This is a genomic window from Mixta calida (genome assembly GCF_002953215.1).
GTDB lineage: Bacteria > Pseudomonadota > Gammaproteobacteria > Enterobacterales > Enterobacteriaceae > Mixta > Mixta calida.
This window is the reverse complement of the sequence record NZ_CP026378.1, coordinates 1,234,593-1,250,534: the sequence shown is the minus strand read 5'-3', so window position 1 is coordinate 1,250,534 and position 15,942 is coordinate 1,234,593. Positions and strand designations below refer to the sequence as shown.

Below are 15,942 nucleotides of genomic sequence, written 5' to 3'. Positions count from 1 at the left end.
CCTTCCCTTTTTCGCATTCTTCTTTCGGTTCACTCTCTGCGGCCCTGCATCGCTGTGATAGCGCCTTCCTCAGAGAGGCATTGCATTGACATGCAGAAAAGTGCATACTAATTGTTATGATATAACATATCAAAAGGAGATCATGATGAAACCAGGTATTCATCCTCACTATCGTACCGTTGTCTTCCATGACACCAGCGTCGATCACTATTTCAAAACCGGCTCAACCATTAAAACCGATCGTACCATCGATATTGATGGCGAAACCTTCCCGTATGTCGCGCTGGATGTCTCCTCCGCTTCGCATCCGCACTATACGGGCAAGCAAAAGGATTACAGCCGTGAAGGCAGCACCGCACGTTTTAATCAGCGCTATGGCCGTTTTCTCGGTAAAGGCCAATAAGGAAGGGTCATGCAGGTACTCAGCTCATTGCGCGCGGCAAAGGCGCGCCATAAAGATTGTAAAGTGGTGCGCCGCCACGGCCGCATCTACGTTATTTGCAAAAGCAATCCACGCTTTAAAGCCGTTCAGGGCAGAAAGAAAAAACGCTAACGCATCACAGGGCCGTAGCCACAACGGCCCTTTTCCCTGTAAAATCTCTCTCAACGCCTCATCATCGGTGACTCGTTAATACCCTTCTTTTCTCAGGGCTATTAAACAGCATGTTTATTATTTGATAAAAATAATTGTATCCGTTTGTGTCGCATATGTTGCCAAAATGCATGTTATGCAGCGGCTAAAACAATAAAATTCAAATAACTAATCAACGCCCGCTGGACGTGAGGTTATACCCTGCTAAGCTTTTCTGAATCAGAGAGATAGGCAGCGCATTAATTAAAGACTTTGGCTTTCTGTCATACTGATTGCTTAAGCAAAGATAAACTCTTCGGAGGGAAAGTGCGTAAAATTATACCGTGCGATATTTTGCAAGCTGAAGAAGATCCGCTAAAATTAAAAAGTATTATTCACCAGAATATTCCCAAAATAGAAAAACTGTTAACCGGCGACTTACAATGGTTTTCTCAAAATGCGCTTTTAGTTCCTGGAACGATAAAAATTATTTCTGTAGAATTGCAACACCATCATCGATATAAAATGCACTATCAGTTCGACTGGAATGTATTCAATCCCTGTCTTGACATTAATCAGACGGAAACCAGCCAGGAAAGCATTGAATTTGAGGTAATTACCGGCGCGCTGGCCTTCGATTTCATTGATAATACGCGCCCTTCCACTGCCGACGAGTTCTGATTCAGTAATACCTTATCTGAAAATAGCAAACATACGTTATATTTACCTTGTCTGATTAACTAACGGCTCTTAATATTAAATGTAGATTACGCTGCTTTTTTCGCTGTTTCACATGCAGACAATGGTCGATGTATGGAGGGAAAAAAGATGGACGAATATTCGCCGAAACGGCATGATATTGCTCAGCTCAATTTCTTGTGTGAAAATCTATACGACGAAAGTATGGCCACACTGGGAGACAGCCACCATGGCTGGGTCAACGATCCTACATCTGCGACCAACATACAGCTGAATGAGCTGATTGAACATATTGCTTCGTTTACCATGAATTACAAAATAAAACATGCTGAAGATGAGGATCTCATCGTTCAGATTGATGACTACCTCGACGATACCTTTATGTTATTCAGTAATTACGGGATTAATGTTCAGGATCTACAACGTTGGCAGCGTTCCGCCCGACGTTTGTTTAATCTTTTCGCAGAAGAGTGCGCTCAGCTCCCTTTACAGCCAAGCCATTCGTTTTAAGCAACCGCTCATTTTATTACGGTTAAACCATGACAGAAAAAATTATGACCAAGACTGACTATCTGATGCGCTTAAGACGCTGCCGATCAATCGATACGCTTGAGCGAGTCATTGAAAAAAATAAATATGAATTGCCTGATGATGAGTTGGCTGTGTTTTATTCTGCGGCCGATCATCGCCTTGCGGAATTAACGATGAATAAACTGTACGATAAAGTACCCGTTTCGGTGTGGAAATACGTTCGTTGAATAAAGGCCTGGATGGAGCGGAAATGGGTGGGGGCCCTGCCAGCTACATCCCGGCACACGCGTTACCTGCTGCGGCTGCTTCCTTCCGGACCTGACCGAGTTCACAAGTTAGCGTTGCGGGAGAACCAACAGGGCCCCCATTGACGTGCTCTGGTTACAGAGCGCAGGCATTATCAATGATGCCTGGCGTAAATGCAAGCCGCCGCCTGGCGACCGTTGTTTTATTAAACAATCCGCCTATTTTCTCTCTTTTCGCCCTTTTCCCTTCTGATACATGCTAACTGTTTCATCATTTTCCATTATTTGCCAGGATAAGACGCACAGCTAAAGCCGGAGCCGTCTATGGAAACTGACTCATTTAAACAGCGTGTTTTGCAGGTTATCGCCGCGATTCCCGCCGGCACCGTCACCACCTATGGCGAAGTGGCGCGACTGGCTGGCGCGCCGCGTGCTGCGCGACAGGTAGGTGGCCTGCTAAAGCGTCTTCCTGCCGACAGTCGTCTGCCGTGGCATCGCATTATTAACCGTCATGGACAAATTTCATTGCAGGGAGACGATCTGCTGCGCCAACGTGACGCGCTGGAAGCGGAAGGCATTGAAATTAGCGATGACGGCAAAGTCGATCTCAGGCGCTATCGCTGGGAGTGGTAGCGGGCCAGCCATGAGCCGACCCGGTTAAAGAAGCTTAGTACTGGGTGGGCGCCGGAATAGATGAAGACGGCGTAACCTGGGTAGGCGAGGTAGAAGGTACGGTAGTAGCCGCACCGCCGCTGCTTTGGGTCGGCATAGCGACTGACGGCACCGGTACCAGCGTCAGGTCCACTTTCGTGCCGCCGCTGTTGATCGCCGGTTTAATCGAATCGGTCATAAACACCACCTTGTTATCGATGGTGATCGCCGCGCTCAAGAGAATGCGCGCGTCCGGCTGAATATCGGCCGGATTAAACGGCAGCGTGTAGTGGAACGGCGCCTGCTTGCCTTCAGTACGCACTACACGCTGGGCCAGTATTTTAGCCGGCGCATTAGCCAGTGAAGCATCCGACAGCGTAACCGTTAACGCGGCGTCCGGCGGCAGAGCGATTTTTTGCCGAATATAGATAGAGCCGCTTACGTTAGGCTGAGCAATCACCGGCTGACCGGTGTTTTCGGCGCCCGGTACAGGTACGGGAATATTTGCGCTTTTATCAGCACAACCTGCGAGGGCAACGGCCAGCGCTGCTCCGCTCATGACATGCCAGAATTTCATTGATATCTTCTCCTTCTGATCCAATGTGGTATCGGCGACAAGTTGGCCGAAACAGCTAAAAACGCTGTATGTGCTTAATTCTGGCACAGGTTTAGCTATTTTGCCTGGCATCAACCCTTTTCCTTTTTTGCCTCAGGCCGGAAGTAAGAACAGCGGTTGCAGGCGCTGGTCGGATCTCGCAAACTACAGCGGTAACCTTATCGAGGAACGACCCATGAGCCAGGCACTGCAAAATTTACTGAATCTGTTACAACTGGAAAAGCTTGAGGAAGGCCTGTTTCGAGGCCAGAGCGAAGATTTGGGCCTGCGTCAGGTCTTCGGCGGACAAGTTGTTGGCCAGGCGCTGCATGCGGCTAAACAGACCGTGCCGGTTGAACGCAATATTCACTCTTTTCACAGCTACTTTTTGCGTCCCGGCGACAGTCAGAAAGCAATTATCTATGATGTGGAAACCCTGCGGGACGGCCATAGCTTCAGCGCCCGTCGCGTCGCGGCGATTCAGAACGGGCAGCCGATTTTTTACATGACCGCCTCTTTCCAGGCGCCGGAGCCAGGCTTTGAACATCAGAAAACGATGCCGCAGGTGAAAGGCCCGGAGGGGCTGCCCAGCGAGACCGAGATCGCGCATCAGCTGGCGGCGCATCTGCCCGAAAAAGTAAAAGCTAAATTTCTGGCTGAAAAGCCGTTGGAAATACGCCCCGTTACCTTCCACAACCCGCTCAAGGGGCACGTCGATCAGCCGACGCGTCAGGTCTGGCTGCGCGCGAACGGCCCGATGCCCGACGATGCGCGCGCGCACCAATATCTGCTGGGCTATGCCTCCGATCTTAATTTCCTTCCGGTTGCGCTTCAGCCGCATGGCAAAGGATTTTTGGAGCCGGGCATGCAGGTTGCTACGATAGACCACTCTATGTGGTTCCATCGCAAGGTCGACCTGAATCAGTGGTTGCTGTACAGCGTGGAAAGCACCTCCGCCTCCAGCGCGCGCGGCTTTGTGCGCGGCGAATTCTATACCCAGGATGGCGTGCTGGTGGCTTCAACGGTGCAGGAAGGCGTCATGCGCCAGCGTAGCTAACGCATAAAAGTAGCTAACGCATAAAAAAGGACGCTGCCGAAAGCAGCGTCCTGTTCTTTAAGCCCGACGCTTACTGGTTATAGGCGTTTTCGCCATGGCTGTTGACGTCAAGTCCTTCGCGCTCCTGTTCTTCCGGCACGCGCAGGCCTACCAGCATATCCGCCACTTTAAAGCCGATAAACGCCACCACGCCGGTCCAGATGATAGTCAGCGCCACGCTCAACAGCTGGACCCATACCTGATGCCCCATGGTGACGCCTTCCGCATAGCCGACGCCGCCCAGCGAGCCTGAAGCGAAGACGCCGGTGAGGATACAACCGATAATGCCGCACACGCCGTGAACGCCGAAAACATCGCACGGATCGTCAACGCGCAGCCATTTTTTCAGCGTCGTCACACCCCAGATACCTGCCAGACCGCCAATCAGGCCGATAAACAGCGCACCGCCCACGCCAACGTAGCCACAGGCGGGCGTGATGGCGACCAGGCCAGCGATAAAGCCGGAGCTGGCGCCCAGTAGAGACGGCTTGCCGCGCAGCGCCCACTCACCAAAGGTCCAGGAAAGCACAGCGCCGGCCGTGGCAACGACGGTATTTAAAAAGGCCAGCGCCGCAATTTCGTTTGCCGCCGCCGCAGACCCTGCATTAAAGCCAAACCAGCCGACATAAAGGATCGCCGTACCGGTAAACACCATCGGCAGGTTGTGCGGTTTAAACGCCTCTTTGCCGAAGCCTGTGCGTTTACCCACCAGATACGCGCCCACCAGCCCGGCGACCGCCGCATTGATATGCACTACCGTGCCGCCAGCGAAATCAAGCGCGCCATCCTTCGCCAGGAAACCGCCCGCCCAGACCATATGCGCGATCGGCAGGTAGGCCAACGTCAGCCAGATAAAGACAAAGATGAGCACAGCGGAGAAGCGGATGCGTTCCGCAATCGAACCGACAATCAGTCCGACGGTAATACAGGCGAAGGAGGCCTGGAAAACCACATGGATATATTGATAGAACGTGCCGGTCAGCGCGGTCAGGCTGATATTTTTCAGCATCACCCAGTTAAGGCCGCCGAAAAAATCGTTGCCTTCGCTGAAGGCCAGCGAGTAGCCATACACTACCCACAGCACGCAGACCATGGCAAAGGTCACCGCCACTTGCGTCAGTAGCGACAGCACGTTTTTACCGCGAATCAGACCACCGTAAAACAGCGCGATCCCTGGAATCGTCATAAACAGCACCAGTGCGGTGCAAATCATCATAAAGGCGTTGTCCGCCTTATCGGCAACGGCCGGAGCCGCCATCGCCAGCGATGGTGTCAGCGCCGCACCCGTCAGGATTTTGGTCATTAATTTGTTCATTTTATTTCATCCCATCACAAGATAAAGAGTCCGGGCTTAAAGAGCGGCTTCGTCGGTTTCACCGGTACGAATACGGATAACGCGCTGAAGCTCTGCCACAAAAATCTTGCCGTCGCCGATTTTGCCGGTGTAGGCGGCCTTACTGATGACATCAACAACTTCATCCAGCTGGTCGTCAGCGATCGCTACGTCGATTTTGACCTTAGGCAGAAAATTGACGCTGTATTCCGCACCGCGATAGAGCTCCGCATGGCCTTTTTGTCGGCCGAATCCTTTGACCTCAGTTACGGTTAATCCCTGAATACCAATAGAAGAAAGCGCCTCGCGCACATCCTCCAGTTTGAATGGTTTGATGACTACGGTAACCAGCTTCATACGCTCCCCTCACCAGAATAAGATTCGTTTCTCACCCGACACCTCGTGACTAAAGCAAAGGCTGTGCCAGGTATGGAAAAGGTGACGGCAGGCGCGCGCGGCGTCTGGAGAAGGCAAGAAAGAAGGCGATAAATGAAAAAGAAGTGAGGATCAAAGAAAAAACGCACCATAAAGGTGCGTCACGGTCAATTAACGTGCATCCATACGGATAATTCCGATAAATGCGCCAGAAAAAGGTGCAAACCCATTTCAGACGCTTTCCGGTGCGCCCGCCTCCAGCACGCTGCCCGCCTGCTGCAACTGATACATCTGCCAGTAGCGGCCCTGCTGCGCCAGTAGCTGATGGTGAGTGCCGCGCTCCACCGCCCGACCGCGATGCAGCACCAGAATGGTATCGGCCTCGGTAATGGTGGAAAGGCGGTGCGCAATCACCACCAGCGTGGTCTTTTTCCTCACCTCGCGCAGCGCGCGTTGAATCGCCTGTTCAGTGCCGGAATCGATATTGGCCGTCGCCTCATCCAGAATCAGGATTTGCGGTTCAGCCACCAGCACGCGCGCCAGCGCCAGCAGCTGCTTCTGCCCAACGGAAAGATTATTGCCCTGCTCTCCCAGGCGCGTATAAATTCCGTCGGTGAGACTACGCGCCAGCTCCGCCAGCTGAACGGTTTCCAGCGCCTGCCACACTGCCTGTTCACTGATGTCGCGTCCCAGCGTCACGTTAGCGAAAAAGCTGTCCGCCAGCACCACCGGGTCCTGCTGAACCATCGCCACGCCCTGCCGCAGCGCCTCATGGCTCAGCTGATTCAGCGGTCGGCCATCGAGATGAATCGTTCCCTGTTTCACCGGGTAGTAGCCCATCAGCAGGCTGGCCAGCGTGCTTTTTCCGCTGCCGGTATGCCCGACCAGCGCGACAAAACTGCGCGACGGCGCCGCCAGCGAAATATCTTCCAGTACGTTGCGCCCTTCATGATAGGCGAAACTCAGACGTTCGATATCGATGCGGCCGCTCTGTAGCGGCTGCCGGTCGCTGCCGTAATGCTGGCGCGGCGCATCCATCAGCTCGAAAATGCGCTCTCCGGCTACGACCGCCTGTTGCAGCATTGACTGCTGGGTGGTCAGCTCAATCAGCGGCTCATTAAGCCTTCCCAGATAGCTGATGAAGGCGTAAAGCACGCCCACCTCAAATACACCTTCAGAAGAGAAACTGAACAGCAGCAGCAGCCCACAGAGGATCGCTGCGGAAAACAGGCTCAGCAGCGGACGCAGCAGAAAGCCATCCAGCCTCAATGTCTCCATGCGCGCCAGATAGTGCGATCGACTGGCCTCCCCCATGCGCTCGCCGAAGCGCGCCTGCTGGCGGAACTGCTGAATAACGCTCATGCCGTTGATGACTTCATTAAAGCCGTTATTGATATCCGCCAGGTAGCTGCGCACGCGCCGCACAATCGGCGTGCTGTAGCGCTGATAGATAAACATCACGGTCAACACCAGCGGGAAAATCACCACCGCCACCAGCGCCATGCGCCAGTCCAGGCTAAACATGGCGACCAGCATCGCGCCGATCAGCGCCGCGCTGCGCAGCACCGTCGCCACCACCGTCACCCATAAATCTTTAATTACCTCGGTGTCGTTGGTGACGCGTGAAATGATCTGCCCAACCGGTTGAGTGTCGAACGCGCTGAGCGGCTGGCGCAACGCCGCATCCATCACGTCGGCGCGCAGACGCTGCACAACGCCGACCGCCGCCTGATTAAACAGCAGCGCCTGCCAGTAGTGCAGCAGCGCCGCCAGCGCCTGCAGAAAAATAAAGGCGAATGCCAGCCCGACGGCCAGGCCCACCGGCATGTTGTGACGGGCCACCAGACGATCGATAAAATAACCGATCAGTACCGGCCCCAGCACTTCCGCCGCCGCCGCGATCCAGAGCATCAGTACCGCCAGCGTCAGCGCCTTACGCCACGGCTTGCCGTAGGAAAGCAGCCGCTTTAGCGTGGGCCAGAGTTTTTTGCTGTCAGCCACGGCTCTTCTCCTTACTGCGATTATCCTCATCCTCGGTCAGTGCCGCCTCAAGCTGCTGGTAGCGATACATATCGCTGTACCAGCCCTTTTGCTGCGCCAGCGCGTTATGATCGCCGCGCTGCGCCACGACACCATGCTGCATCACCAGAATTTCAGTGGCTTCGGTCAGCGCGGACAGGCGATGCGCGCTGATGATCACTGTGCGTCCCTCGCCCCAGCGACGTAAATTGTGCAGGATCTGATGTTCGGTGCGGCCATCCACTGCCGAAAGCGCATCGTCAAGGATCAAGATCTCGGCGTTCAACAGCAGCGCGCGCGCAATGGAAATGCGCTGTTTCTGCCCGCCGGAGAGCATCACCCCGCGCTCGCCTACTTCGGTATCGTAGCCCTGCGGCAGCCGCAGAATATCTTCGTGGACGCTCGCCAGCATCGCCGCCCGCTCAATCTCTTCGCGGCTGGCGTTAGGCCGCCCCAGCGCGATATTGTTGGCGACGGTGTCGGAAAAAAGAAACGGCGTCTGATTGACGACTGCCAGCCGACCGCGCCAGCTGTCGATGCGCAGCTGGGTCAGCGGAATATTGTGATAGCGAATATCGCCCTGCGCGATATCGAAATGGCGCTGTATCAGGCTTAACAGCGTGCTTTTACCCGCGCCGGTCGGCCCACACAATCCCAGCATCTGCCCCGGCTTCAACTGGAAATTAAGATTGCACAGCGCAGGCTGCTGGCTGCCGGGATAGCTGAACTCGCGGATCGCCACCTGCAGCACGCCGCGTCCTTCCGGCAAAACTTTGCTGCCATCTTCCACCGCCGGCGCCTCGTTAAGCAGCGCGCGGATGCGGCTCCAGGCTGCGCTGCCGCGTTCGACAATATTAAACATCCACGCCAGCGCCAGCATCGGCCAAATCATCAGGCCCAGATACATCACAAAGCTGGTCAGCTGGCCGAGCGTCATCTGATCATGCCAGACCAGCCAGCTGCCGCCGCCGATAGCCAGCAGGTTCGACAGACCGATCGCGATATAAATCGTAGGATCGAAGCGCGCGTCGACGCGCGCGACGCGCAGGTTTTTCTCACCGGCGTCGGTGGCGATATCAGCAAACTGTTGAGACTGATGCGTCTCCAGACCAAACGCCTTTACCATACGAATGCTGGAGAGGCTCTCCTGCGCCTGATCGTTCAGCGAGGAAAAGGCCGCCTGCGCCAGTTTAAAGCGCTGATGCAGCTGATCGCCGTAGCGCTTGATCACCATCGCCATCACCGGCATCGGCACCAGCGCCAGCAGCGTAAGCTGCCAGCTGATCTGCGTACTCATCACAATCAGCACCGCGCAGCCCATCACCAGCGAGTCTACCAGCGTCAATACCCCTTCGCCGGCCGCGAAGACCACGCGGTCAACATCGTTGGTTGCGCGCGCGATCAGATCGCCGGTGCGGTGACGCAGGTAGAATTCCGGGTGCTGTCGACTGAGCTGGCGATAGAAATCTTCCCGCAGCTCCACCGCCAGCTTATAAGAAGCGCCAAACAGCAAGACGCGCCAGACGTAGCGCAGCAGGTAAACCACCAGCGCGGTAAACAGCATAATGCCGACCCACATCAGAACGGCGCCGCTGCTCAGGCGATGCTGGGTGACGCCATCGACAATCACGCCGACGATTTTCGGCGGCAGCAGCTGCAAAATGGCAATAATGATCAGTAAGGATACCGCGCCGAGGTAACGTCGCCACTCGCGGAGGAAATACCAACTTAACTGGCTAAACAATCGCACAAAAAATTGTCCTGCATGGTTAATTGATGCGCCTGAAAAGGCTGCGGAGAAGATCAGGATTCAACAGGCAACGCCGTCGTATATTTTATCTCTTCCATAGCAAAACTTGAGGTTACGTCGATCAGACCGCTGACGCCGTTGACCAGACGTTTATAAAAGGCGTCATATTGCTTCATATCGGCGACCTGAATGCGTAACAGATAATCATACTCGCCCGCCATGCGATAGAACGCCATCACTTCCGGCAGGCTTTGCACGACGCCGACAAATTCCTGATACCACTGACGGTTGTGCTGCTGGGTTTTGATCAGCATAAAGGCGGTAAGCGACAGCCCCAGCTTTTCTCCATCGAGGAGCGCCACGCGTCCGCGGATAATACCGTCATCTTCCAGCTTTTTCAGCCGCTTCCAGCAGGGCGTGGTGGTGAGATTAACCGCATCCGCCAGCGCCTGTAATGATAGCGTACAGTCCTGCTGCAACAGCGCCAGCAGTTTACGATCCGTTTTATCCAGCATCGCCCCTCCAGAGAAAATATTGCTACAAAAGGCGCATTGTACAGTAAATAAAGCAAACTTTTTTTCCTGTGAATGCCTTAATCTTATTGGGCTGAGCCATAAGAGGAAAATCAACATGAGCCGTGAATGGGTGAATTATGCGATCAACGAGATCAACGCCGATTTTCAGCGTTCCGCCGAAACGCATCTGATTCGTTTCTCTCTGCCCACCTTTCCGGGCATCTGGTTTTATCTCAAAGATGAAAGCACCCACCCAACCGGCAGCCTGAAACATCGCCTGGCCCGTTCTCTGTTTCTTTACGGCCTGTGCAATGGCTGGATCAAACAGGGCAGGCCGGTAATCGAGGCCTCCTCAGGCAGCACCGCCGTTTCCGAAGCCTATTTCGCCCGGCTGCTTGGTCTGCCGTTTATTGCCGTCATGCCCGCCAGCACCGCGCGCCGCAAAGTCGAACAGATCGCCTTTTATGGCGGACGAAGTCATTTCGTGCAGGACCCCTGCGTCATTTACGAAGAATCGGAACGGCTGGCGCGCGATCTCAACGGCCACTTTATGGATCAGTTTACCTATGCCGAACGCGCCACCGACTGGCGCGGCAATAACAATATCGCCGACAGCATTTTCCGCCAGATGGCCAGCGAGCCTTTTCCGGTGCCGGATACTATCGTAATGGGCGCGGGCACCGGTGGCACCTCCGCCACGATCGGCCGCTATTTGCGCTATCAGAGCCATGCGACGCGCCTGCTGGTGGTCGATCCTGAAAATTCAGTGTTTCACGATTACTGGCATACGCGCGACGCTGGCCTGCGCAGCGCTCGCGGCAGTGGCATCGAAGGCATCGGGCGGCCTCGCGTCGAACCTTCGTTTATTCCCGACGTTATTGACGAGGTCATGCGCGTACCTGACGCCGCGTCTGCCGCGGCCATGCACTATCTGGCGCAGATCCTCGGCAGAAAAGTGGGGCCGTCCACCGGCACCAACTTCTGGGGAGCGATACGGGCGGCGCAGCGCATGCGACAGCAAAGCCGTAAAGGCGCCGTCGTCACTCTGCTGTGCGACAGCGGCGAGCGCTATCTCGACACCTGGTACGATGCCGAATGGGTCGCTGAGCGCGTCGGCGATCTGACGCCCTGGCTGGAGCAGATGCAATAACGGTTTCCGCCATCTCCTTCTCTGTCGCCCAGGAACAATGAATGCCGGACTGTTTTTCTTCTTTGTCCGAAAGTACCATAAGCGCCAGTAAGATAATCAAGGTGAACAAATGAAACGTGCAGTAGTGGTTTTCAGCGGCGGACAGGATTCCACAACCTGTCTGATTCAGGCACTGGCGCAGTACGATGAAGTGCATTGCGTGACCTTTGATTACGGTCAGCGTCATCGTCAGGAAATTGACGTGGCGCGCAAGCTCTCCGCTCAGCTTGGCGCACGCGCCCATAAGGTGCTGGACGTAACGCTGCTGAATGAACTGGCAATCAGCAGCCTGACGCGCGATAACATTCCGGTGCCGGACTATGACGCCAACGCGACTGGCCTGCCCAGTACCTTTGTGCCAGGACGCAATATCCTCTTTCTGACGCTGGCCTCTATTTACGCTTATCAGGTAGAAGCGGAAGCGGTGATTACCGGCGTTTGCGAAACGGACTTCTCTGGCTACCCTGACTGCCGCGATGAATTCGTTAAAGCGTTAAACCACGCGGTGGAGCTTGGCATGGCCAGAGCGGTGCGTTTTGAAACGCCGCTGATGTGGCTCAACAAAGCGGAAACCTGGGCGCTGGCCGACTACTGGCAGCAACTGCCGCTGGTGCGCCAGCAGACGCTGACCTGCTACAACGGCATTCAGGGAGACGGCTGCGGCGAGTGCGCCGCCTGCCATCTGCGCGCCAACGGATTGAAAAGCTATCAGGACGATATGCCTGGCGTTATGCAGAGCATGAAGCAGAAAACCGGCCTGCGCTAAGCCTGCTGGCCATGAAACAGCCGGGATTTTCCCGGCTGTTTTTGTTTATACAAGACGCTGTTTGCCAAAACGCCCTTTCCTCTCCATTGACTCTTTCTGCCGCGATACCGCCGCCATGCGTGACTGACCGGATTCCGCCACGCAAACGTCTTGTTCTCACTCCAGCAGCGTTTCCATACGCGCGCGCAGATCGCCTTCCAGAGGCAGCGTTTTTTGCGTCCGTAGATCGATACAGACAAAGGTTAATGCTGCATCGGCGACGGGCGTTCCATCTCCTTCCAGCAGCACCTCCTGCTGAATAACGCCGCTTTTGCCGTTGAGTTGCTCCAGTCGGCTTCTGACGATTAATACGTCGCCCAGCAATGCTGGTCTGCGGTAATTGATATTGATATTCACCACGACAAAAGCCAGCTTGTTTTCCATTAGCCAGTGAAACGCGCCTGCCTGTTCCAGCCATTCCCAACGCGCTTCCTCAAGGAATTCCAGGTAGCGCGCGTTATTAACGTGTTGATAAACATCCAGATGATAACCACGAACTTTTATCAGAGTCTGCATAGCGCGGGTGCCTTATTGTTGTAAGAGATCACACCATCTGGTATGACCTCTTAGAGATTAGCAGCCGTTCGGTGCGACTGAAATGAGAACGGCCAGCGCTGGGAACAGGATCACAATTTAAGCCGCGGCAGGTTGCGTTCTACCAGCGCGCTGCCGATGCCTGGCACCTCTTTAAGCTGCTCCAGCTCGGTAAAGGCGCCGAACTGATCGCGGTAGCTGACAATCGCCTCCGCCTTTTTGATGCCGATGCCGTTCATTGCCGCCGCCAGCTCCTGAGCCGAAGCCGTATTAATGCTGACCGCGCCATCGGCGGCGGGCGGGCTGACGACGCTGACGGCCGCTGCCTCGCCGGTTTCTGCCGCCGAAACGGGCAGCGACCAGCAGGATGCGCCCAGGGATAATGATAAACAGAGCGCCGAAAGGGTGTTTTTATTCATGCTGATTTCTCCTTGTGTGTAACAGCAGGAGCAACGGTAGCGGCGCGCTTTTATGAATACAAAAGGCAAAGTCCAGATGTGGAAAAGGCCGCGAAAGCGGCCTTTTGGTTTGCAGTGGCTTGCATTGATTTTGCGCGGCTTACTGCAGTTGTACCGCAGCGCCGTATTTGATTTTCGCCTCTTTGCGCAGATTGCTCAGCAGCGCATCAAAGGCGATCTGCGCGTTGTTCTGGGCAATGCCCTGCGCCATCGCTTTTTTCTGCGCGTCCGGCAGATTCCCGGCCTTCACTTCATCCAGCGCCAGCAGCACGACGTTGCCCTGCATATCTTCGCTGGTGCCGTAAACCGGTTTGCCCGCCTGCGGCTGCGGCAATGCAAAAACCGCCTGCACGCTGGCGTCCTGATCGTTACGGGTCAGCGTTTTCGCTTCACCAAACTTCAGGCCCGCCGCCGTCAGCGCATCCTGTTTGCCCGCTTTCAGCTCGGCAAGGATCTTCTCCGCCTGCGCTTTGGCTTCCTGCAACGCTTTGTTGTGCTTCAGCGTATCGGCGATCTGCGTTTTTACCTCATCCAGCGTTTTTACCGTTTCCGGTTTATGTTCGTTGATACGAAGAATAAACGCCCGGTCGCCGTCGACGGTAATCATATCGGAATTGCTGCCCGGCGTACCGTTCGCGCCCAGCAGGCTGCCATTAAAGATCGCCTCTTCCACCGGCTTGAAGTTCAGCGCTTCCGGCACGCTATCACGACTGAACCAGTCGGTTTCCACCGCTTTCACGCCCGCCGCCTGCTCTGCGCTGGCTAACGATGCGTTATCGTTGCTGGCCGCGTCGCTGACTTTCTGCTGCAATTTATAGTAAGCGTCGAGCGCTTTCTCCTGCTTCACTTTGTCCGCGATGGTGTCATGCACCTCAGCCAGCGGCTTAACCTGCTCCGGCTGGATATCATCAAGACGCACAATCAGGAAACCAACGGATGATTTCACAACGCCTGACAGCTGACCTTTGCTGGTCAGGTTAGCCTCTTTCAGTTCGTCCGGCGTGGTGGCAGGCTCCAGCCAGCCCATATCGCCGCCCTTGCGCGCGGAGATCGGATCGATCGATTTCGCTTTCGCCAGCGCGGCGAAATCACCGCCCTGCTTCAGTTGATCCAGCACCGCCTGCGCGTCCGCTTCGCTTTTCAACTGGATAACGCTGTAGCGATTACGCTGCGGCTGAACGTAATCCGCCTTATGCTGATCGTACCAGCTCTGAATATCCGCTTCGCTGGCCGACTGCTGCATGCTGGCCGCGTCCAGTTTCAGATAGCTGACACGGAACTGCTCCGGCGTCAGGAAGCTGTTTTTATGCTGGGCGTAGTAGTTTTTAATTTCATCGTCGCTGACCTGCTGTTTCGCCGCCAGCGCATCCACGCTCAGGGTGGCCTGACGCACTACGCGCTGTTGAGAAACCAGCGCCGCCAGCGCATCGGTCTCGCCGCTCAGGGTAAAATCGGTGCCGGCGATAGCGGAAATCAGCTGTTGCGTGGTCAGCTGCTTACGCAGCGCTTCCGCATACTGATCGGCGGAAAACCCCATGCTGTTGATGATGCCGAGATATTTGGCGTTATCGAATTTACCGTCGGTCTGGAAGGCCGGCTGGCTGAAGATCGCCTGTTTGATCTGCTCATCGCTGATCGCCAGTTTCAGATCTTTCGCGTACTGGTCGAGCAGCATTTCATCCACCAGCTGGGAAAGCGCTTGCTGACGCATCTGCTGCATGTAGCCTTCGTTACCTGCCAGCTGAGAGAACTGTTCGCCCAGCATCTGCTGCTGGCGGCTGCGCTCGTTGTTGAAGGCGCGATCGAGCTGCGCGCGGCTGATCTCCTGGCCGTTCACTTTCGCCGCGTAGTCGCCGCTGCCGCCAATCAGATAGTTGCCGACCCCGGTCAGCACAAATGACAGGATAATCAGTCCCAGAATAATCTTGAGCACGACATGGTTCGACGCCGCGCGTAAATTGTCCATCATGGTATGACAACACTCCGCTGTAGTGTGAATGTAAACCTCACGCTGGCGCCCCATCCTTGCAGGCGTGCGCGTTGCTGCTTTTCAGGTCGACATTATCGACCATGCTCTGACATTCGCTGCTGGCGTTTGTCACGCAACAGGATAAAAAAAGGCACATCAATTGCCTGATGTGCCCGTATGTTACATGAGAACGCATTGTCAGTCCTCACTCCACCGAAGAAAATGCCGCAATGGAGTCCGACTGTAAATCAGTTCACCGCGTCTTTCAGCGCTTTACCGGCACGGAAGCCCGGTACTTTACTTGCCGGAATGGTAATTTCTTTACCTGTCTGAGGGTTACGGCCGGTGCGCTCAGAGCGCTCGCGTACCGAGAAGGTGCCAAAGCCAACCAGTGCTACTTCCTCGCCTGATTTCAGAGAATCAGAAACAGAACCAATAAAAGCATCTAAAACACGTCCAGCTGCCGCTTTAGAAATATCAGCGTCTGCGGCAATCTTGTCGATCAATTGTGACTTATTCACTCTATTCATCCCCTCTTTTATTATTCACTATCGCGGCGGCTTCCAGCCAGCCGCGAACGCGCAGCCAGTTATATCAAGGTTGTTGA

Annotated in this window: 19 protein-coding genes and 1 other RNA gene; 9 read left to right on the top strand and 11 right to left on the bottom strand. The window is 55.0% G+C overall.

The window, feature by feature from the left end:
- The first annotated feature begins 145 nt into the window (after nt 1-145).
- From C2E16_RS05845 to C2E16_RS05825, 5 genes are all read left to right on the top strand, one after another.
- Complete coding sequence (locus C2E16_RS05845; RefSeq protein ID WP_038627560.1) at nt 146-403, top strand: type B 50S ribosomal protein L31; 258 nt, start codon at nt 146-148, stop codon at nt 401-403.
- 9 nt (nt 404-412) lie between these two features.
- Nucleotides 413-553 carry a type B 50S ribosomal protein L36 gene (gene ykgO, locus C2E16_RS05840; RefSeq protein ID WP_038627562.1) on the top strand — a complete coding sequence of 47 codons (141 nt, stop codon included), beginning with the start codon at nt 413-415 and terminating at the stop codon, nt 551-553.
- A gap of 345 nt (nt 554-898) precedes the next feature.
- Nucleotides 899-1,252 carry a hypothetical protein gene (locus C2E16_RS05835; RefSeq protein WP_038627564.1) on the top strand — a complete coding sequence of 118 codons (354 nt, stop codon included), beginning with the start codon at nt 899-901 and terminating at the stop codon, nt 1,250-1,252.
- Nucleotides 1,253-1,399: 147 nt separating this feature from the next.
- Nucleotides 1,400-1,780: an Hha toxicity modulator TomB gene (gene tomB / locus C2E16_RS05830; RefSeq protein WP_038630095.1), complete on the top strand. Its 381-nt coding sequence runs from the start codon at nt 1,400-1,402 to the stop codon at nt 1,778-1,780.
- A 29-nt stretch (nt 1,781-1,809) separates the two neighbouring features.
- Nucleotides 1,810-2,028, top strand: coding sequence for an HHA domain-containing protein (locus tag C2E16_RS05825; protein WP_071883698.1), 219 nt, complete (start codon nt 1,810-1,812; stop codon nt 2,026-2,028).
- A 34-nt stretch (nt 2,029-2,062) separates the two neighbouring features.
- On the opposite strand, the gene ffs is transcribed toward C2E16_RS05825, so the two are convergent.
- Nucleotides 2,063-2,159: signal recognition particle sRNA small type (gene ffs, locus C2E16_RS05820), an RNA gene on the bottom strand.
- A 211-nt stretch (nt 2,160-2,370) separates the two neighbouring features.
- On the opposite strand from ffs, the gene C2E16_RS05815 reads away from it, so the two are divergent.
- Complete coding sequence (locus C2E16_RS05815) at nt 2,371-2,679, top strand: MGMT family protein (RefSeq protein ID WP_038627568.1); 309 nt, start codon at nt 2,371-2,373, stop codon at nt 2,677-2,679.
- A 34-nt stretch (nt 2,680-2,713) separates the two neighbouring features.
- Here the strand turns inward: C2E16_RS05815 and C2E16_RS05810 are convergent, their stop codons facing one another.
- On the bottom strand, nt 2,714-3,274 hold the full coding sequence (locus tag C2E16_RS05810) for a YbaY family lipoprotein (RefSeq protein ID WP_038627570.1): 561 nt from the start codon (nt 3,272-3,274) through the stop codon (nt 2,714-2,716).
- A gap of 214 nt (nt 3,275-3,488) precedes the next feature.
- Here C2E16_RS05810 and tesB point away from each other — a divergent pair, with 214 nt between their 5' ends.
- Nucleotides 3,489-4,349 carry an acyl-CoA thioesterase II gene (tesB, locus tag C2E16_RS05805; protein WP_038627572.1) on the top strand — a complete coding sequence of 287 codons (861 nt, stop codon included), beginning with the start codon at nt 3,489-3,491 and terminating at the stop codon, nt 4,347-4,349.
- A gap of 70 nt (nt 4,350-4,419) precedes the next feature.
- Here tesB and amtB read toward each other — a convergent pair whose 3' ends face one another.
- The 5 genes from amtB to C2E16_RS05780 form a co-directional block, all read right to left on the bottom strand.
- Nucleotides 4,420-5,703: an ammonium transporter AmtB gene (gene amtB / locus C2E16_RS05800; protein ID WP_084970012.1), complete on the bottom strand. Its 1,284-nt coding sequence runs from the start codon at nt 5,701-5,703 to the stop codon at nt 4,420-4,422.
- A gap of 36 nt (nt 5,704-5,739) precedes the next feature.
- The gene (glnK, locus tag C2E16_RS05795) at nt 5,740-6,078 is read right to left on the bottom strand and encodes a P-II family nitrogen regulator (RefSeq protein ID WP_038627577.1); all 339 of its coding nucleotides are present in this window, start codon (nt 6,076-6,078) and stop codon (nt 5,740-5,742) included.
- Between the two features lie 249 nt (nt 6,079-6,327).
- Entirely contained in the window at nt 6,328-8,127 is a 1,800-nt protein-coding gene (locus tag C2E16_RS05790) for a SmdB family multidrug efflux ABC transporter permease/ATP-binding protein (protein WP_373996378.1), read from the bottom strand.
- Nucleotides 8,090-9,865 carry a SmdA family multidrug ABC transporter permease/ATP-binding protein gene (locus C2E16_RS05785; protein WP_104951440.1) on the bottom strand — a complete coding sequence of 592 codons (1,776 nt, stop codon included), beginning with the start codon at nt 9,863-9,865 and terminating at the stop codon, nt 8,090-8,092. Before C2E16_RS05785 ends, C2E16_RS05790 begins: the two co-directional genes overlap by 38 nt.
- A gap of 53 nt (nt 9,866-9,918) precedes the next feature.
- Nucleotides 9,919-10,380 carry an Lrp/AsnC family transcriptional regulator gene (locus tag C2E16_RS05780; protein ID WP_084970014.1) on the bottom strand — a complete coding sequence of 154 codons (462 nt, stop codon included), beginning with the start codon at nt 10,378-10,380 and terminating at the stop codon, nt 9,919-9,921.
- Nucleotides 10,381-10,495: 115 nt separating this feature from the next.
- Between C2E16_RS05780 and C2E16_RS05775 the strand changes: the two genes are divergently transcribed.
- Together C2E16_RS05775 and queC are read left to right on the top strand one after the other, a co-directional pair.
- Nucleotides 10,496-11,530: a PLP-dependent cysteine synthase family protein gene (locus C2E16_RS05775; RefSeq protein WP_084970015.1), complete on the top strand. Its 1,035-nt coding sequence runs from the start codon at nt 10,496-10,498 to the stop codon at nt 11,528-11,530.
- Nucleotides 11,531-11,639: 109 nt separating this feature from the next.
- Nucleotides 11,640-12,335 carry a 7-cyano-7-deazaguanine synthase QueC gene (gene queC, locus C2E16_RS05770; RefSeq protein WP_038627583.1) on the top strand — a complete coding sequence of 232 codons (696 nt, stop codon included), beginning with the start codon at nt 11,640-11,642 and terminating at the stop codon, nt 12,333-12,335.
- Between the two features lie 156 nt (nt 12,336-12,491).
- On the opposite strand, the gene C2E16_RS05765 is transcribed toward queC, so the two are convergent.
- The 4 genes from C2E16_RS05765 to hupB all read right to left on the bottom strand — a co-directional run bounded on the left by C2E16_RS05765 (nt 12,492) and on the right by hupB (nt 15,856).
- Entirely contained in the window at nt 12,492-12,890 is a 399-nt protein-coding gene (locus C2E16_RS05765) for an acyl-CoA thioesterase (protein ID WP_038627585.1), read from the bottom strand.
- 110 nt (nt 12,891-13,000) lie between these two features.
- Nucleotides 13,001-13,327 carry a ComEA family DNA-binding protein gene (locus C2E16_RS05760; protein ID WP_038627587.1) on the bottom strand — a complete coding sequence of 109 codons (327 nt, stop codon included), beginning with the start codon at nt 13,325-13,327 and terminating at the stop codon, nt 13,001-13,003.
- Nucleotides 13,328-13,466: 139 nt separating this feature from the next.
- Nucleotides 13,467-15,335, bottom strand: coding sequence for a peptidylprolyl isomerase (gene ppiD / locus C2E16_RS05755; RefSeq protein ID WP_038627589.1), 1,869 nt, complete (start codon nt 15,333-15,335; stop codon nt 13,467-13,469).
- 248 nt (nt 15,336-15,583) lie between these two features.
- Nucleotides 15,584-15,856 carry a nucleoid-associated protein HU-beta gene (gene hupB / locus C2E16_RS05750; protein ID WP_038627591.1) on the bottom strand — a complete coding sequence of 91 codons (273 nt, stop codon included), beginning with the start codon at nt 15,854-15,856 and terminating at the stop codon, nt 15,584-15,586.
- Nucleotides 15,857-15,942 lie beyond the last annotated feature (86 nt).

Coding starts and splice junctions, on each gene's coding strand:
- C2E16_RS05775 (WP_084970015.1), top strand. CDS start 10,496: ATGAGCCGTGAATGGGTGAATTATGCGATCAACGAGATCAACGCCGAT.
- C2E16_RS05760 (WP_038627587.1), bottom strand. CDS start 13,327: ATGAATAAAAACACCCTTTCGGCGCTCTGTTTATCATTATCCCTGGGC.
- ykgO (WP_038627562.1), top strand. CDS start 413: ATGCAGGTACTCAGCTCATTGCGCGCGGCAAAGGCGCGCCATAAAGAT.
- tomB (WP_038630095.1), top strand. CDS start 1,400: ATGGACGAATATTCGCCGAAACGGCATGATATTGCTCAGCTCAATTTC.
- glnK (WP_038627577.1), bottom strand. CDS start 6,078: ATGAAGCTGGTTACCGTAGTCATCAAACCATTCAAACTGGAGGATGTG.
- ppiD (WP_038627589.1), bottom strand. CDS start 15,335: ATGATGGACAATTTACGCGCGGCGTCGAACCATGTCGTGCTCAAGATT.
- tesB (WP_038627572.1), top strand. CDS start 3,489: ATGAGCCAGGCACTGCAAAATTTACTGAATCTGTTACAACTGGAAAAG.
- C2E16_RS05825 (WP_071883698.1), top strand. CDS start 1,810: ATGACAGAAAAAATTATGACCAAGACTGACTATCTGATGCGCTTAAGA.
- queC (WP_038627583.1), top strand. CDS start 11,640: ATGAAACGTGCAGTAGTGGTTTTCAGCGGCGGACAGGATTCCACAACC.
- C2E16_RS05845 (WP_038627560.1), top strand. CDS start 146: ATGAAACCAGGTATTCATCCTCACTATCGTACCGTTGTCTTCCATGAC.
- C2E16_RS05765 (WP_038627585.1), bottom strand. CDS start 12,890: ATGCAGACTCTGATAAAAGTTCGTGGTTATCATCTGGATGTTTATCAA.
- C2E16_RS05790 (WP_373996378.1), bottom strand. CDS start 8,127: ATGAGGATAATCGCAGTAAGGAGAAGAGCCGTGGCTGACAGCAAAAAA.
- C2E16_RS05780 (WP_084970014.1), bottom strand. CDS start 10,380: ATGCTGGATAAAACGGATCGTAAACTGCTGGCGCTGTTGCAGCAGGAC.
- C2E16_RS05810 (WP_038627570.1), bottom strand. CDS start 3,274: ATGAAATTCTGGCATGTCATGAGCGGAGCAGCGCTGGCCGTTGCCCTC.
- amtB (WP_084970012.1), bottom strand. CDS start 5,703: ATGAACAAATTAATGACCAAAATCCTGACGGGTGCGGCGCTGACACCA.
- C2E16_RS05815 (WP_038627568.1), top strand. CDS start 2,371: ATGGAAACTGACTCATTTAAACAGCGTGTTTTGCAGGTTATCGCCGCG.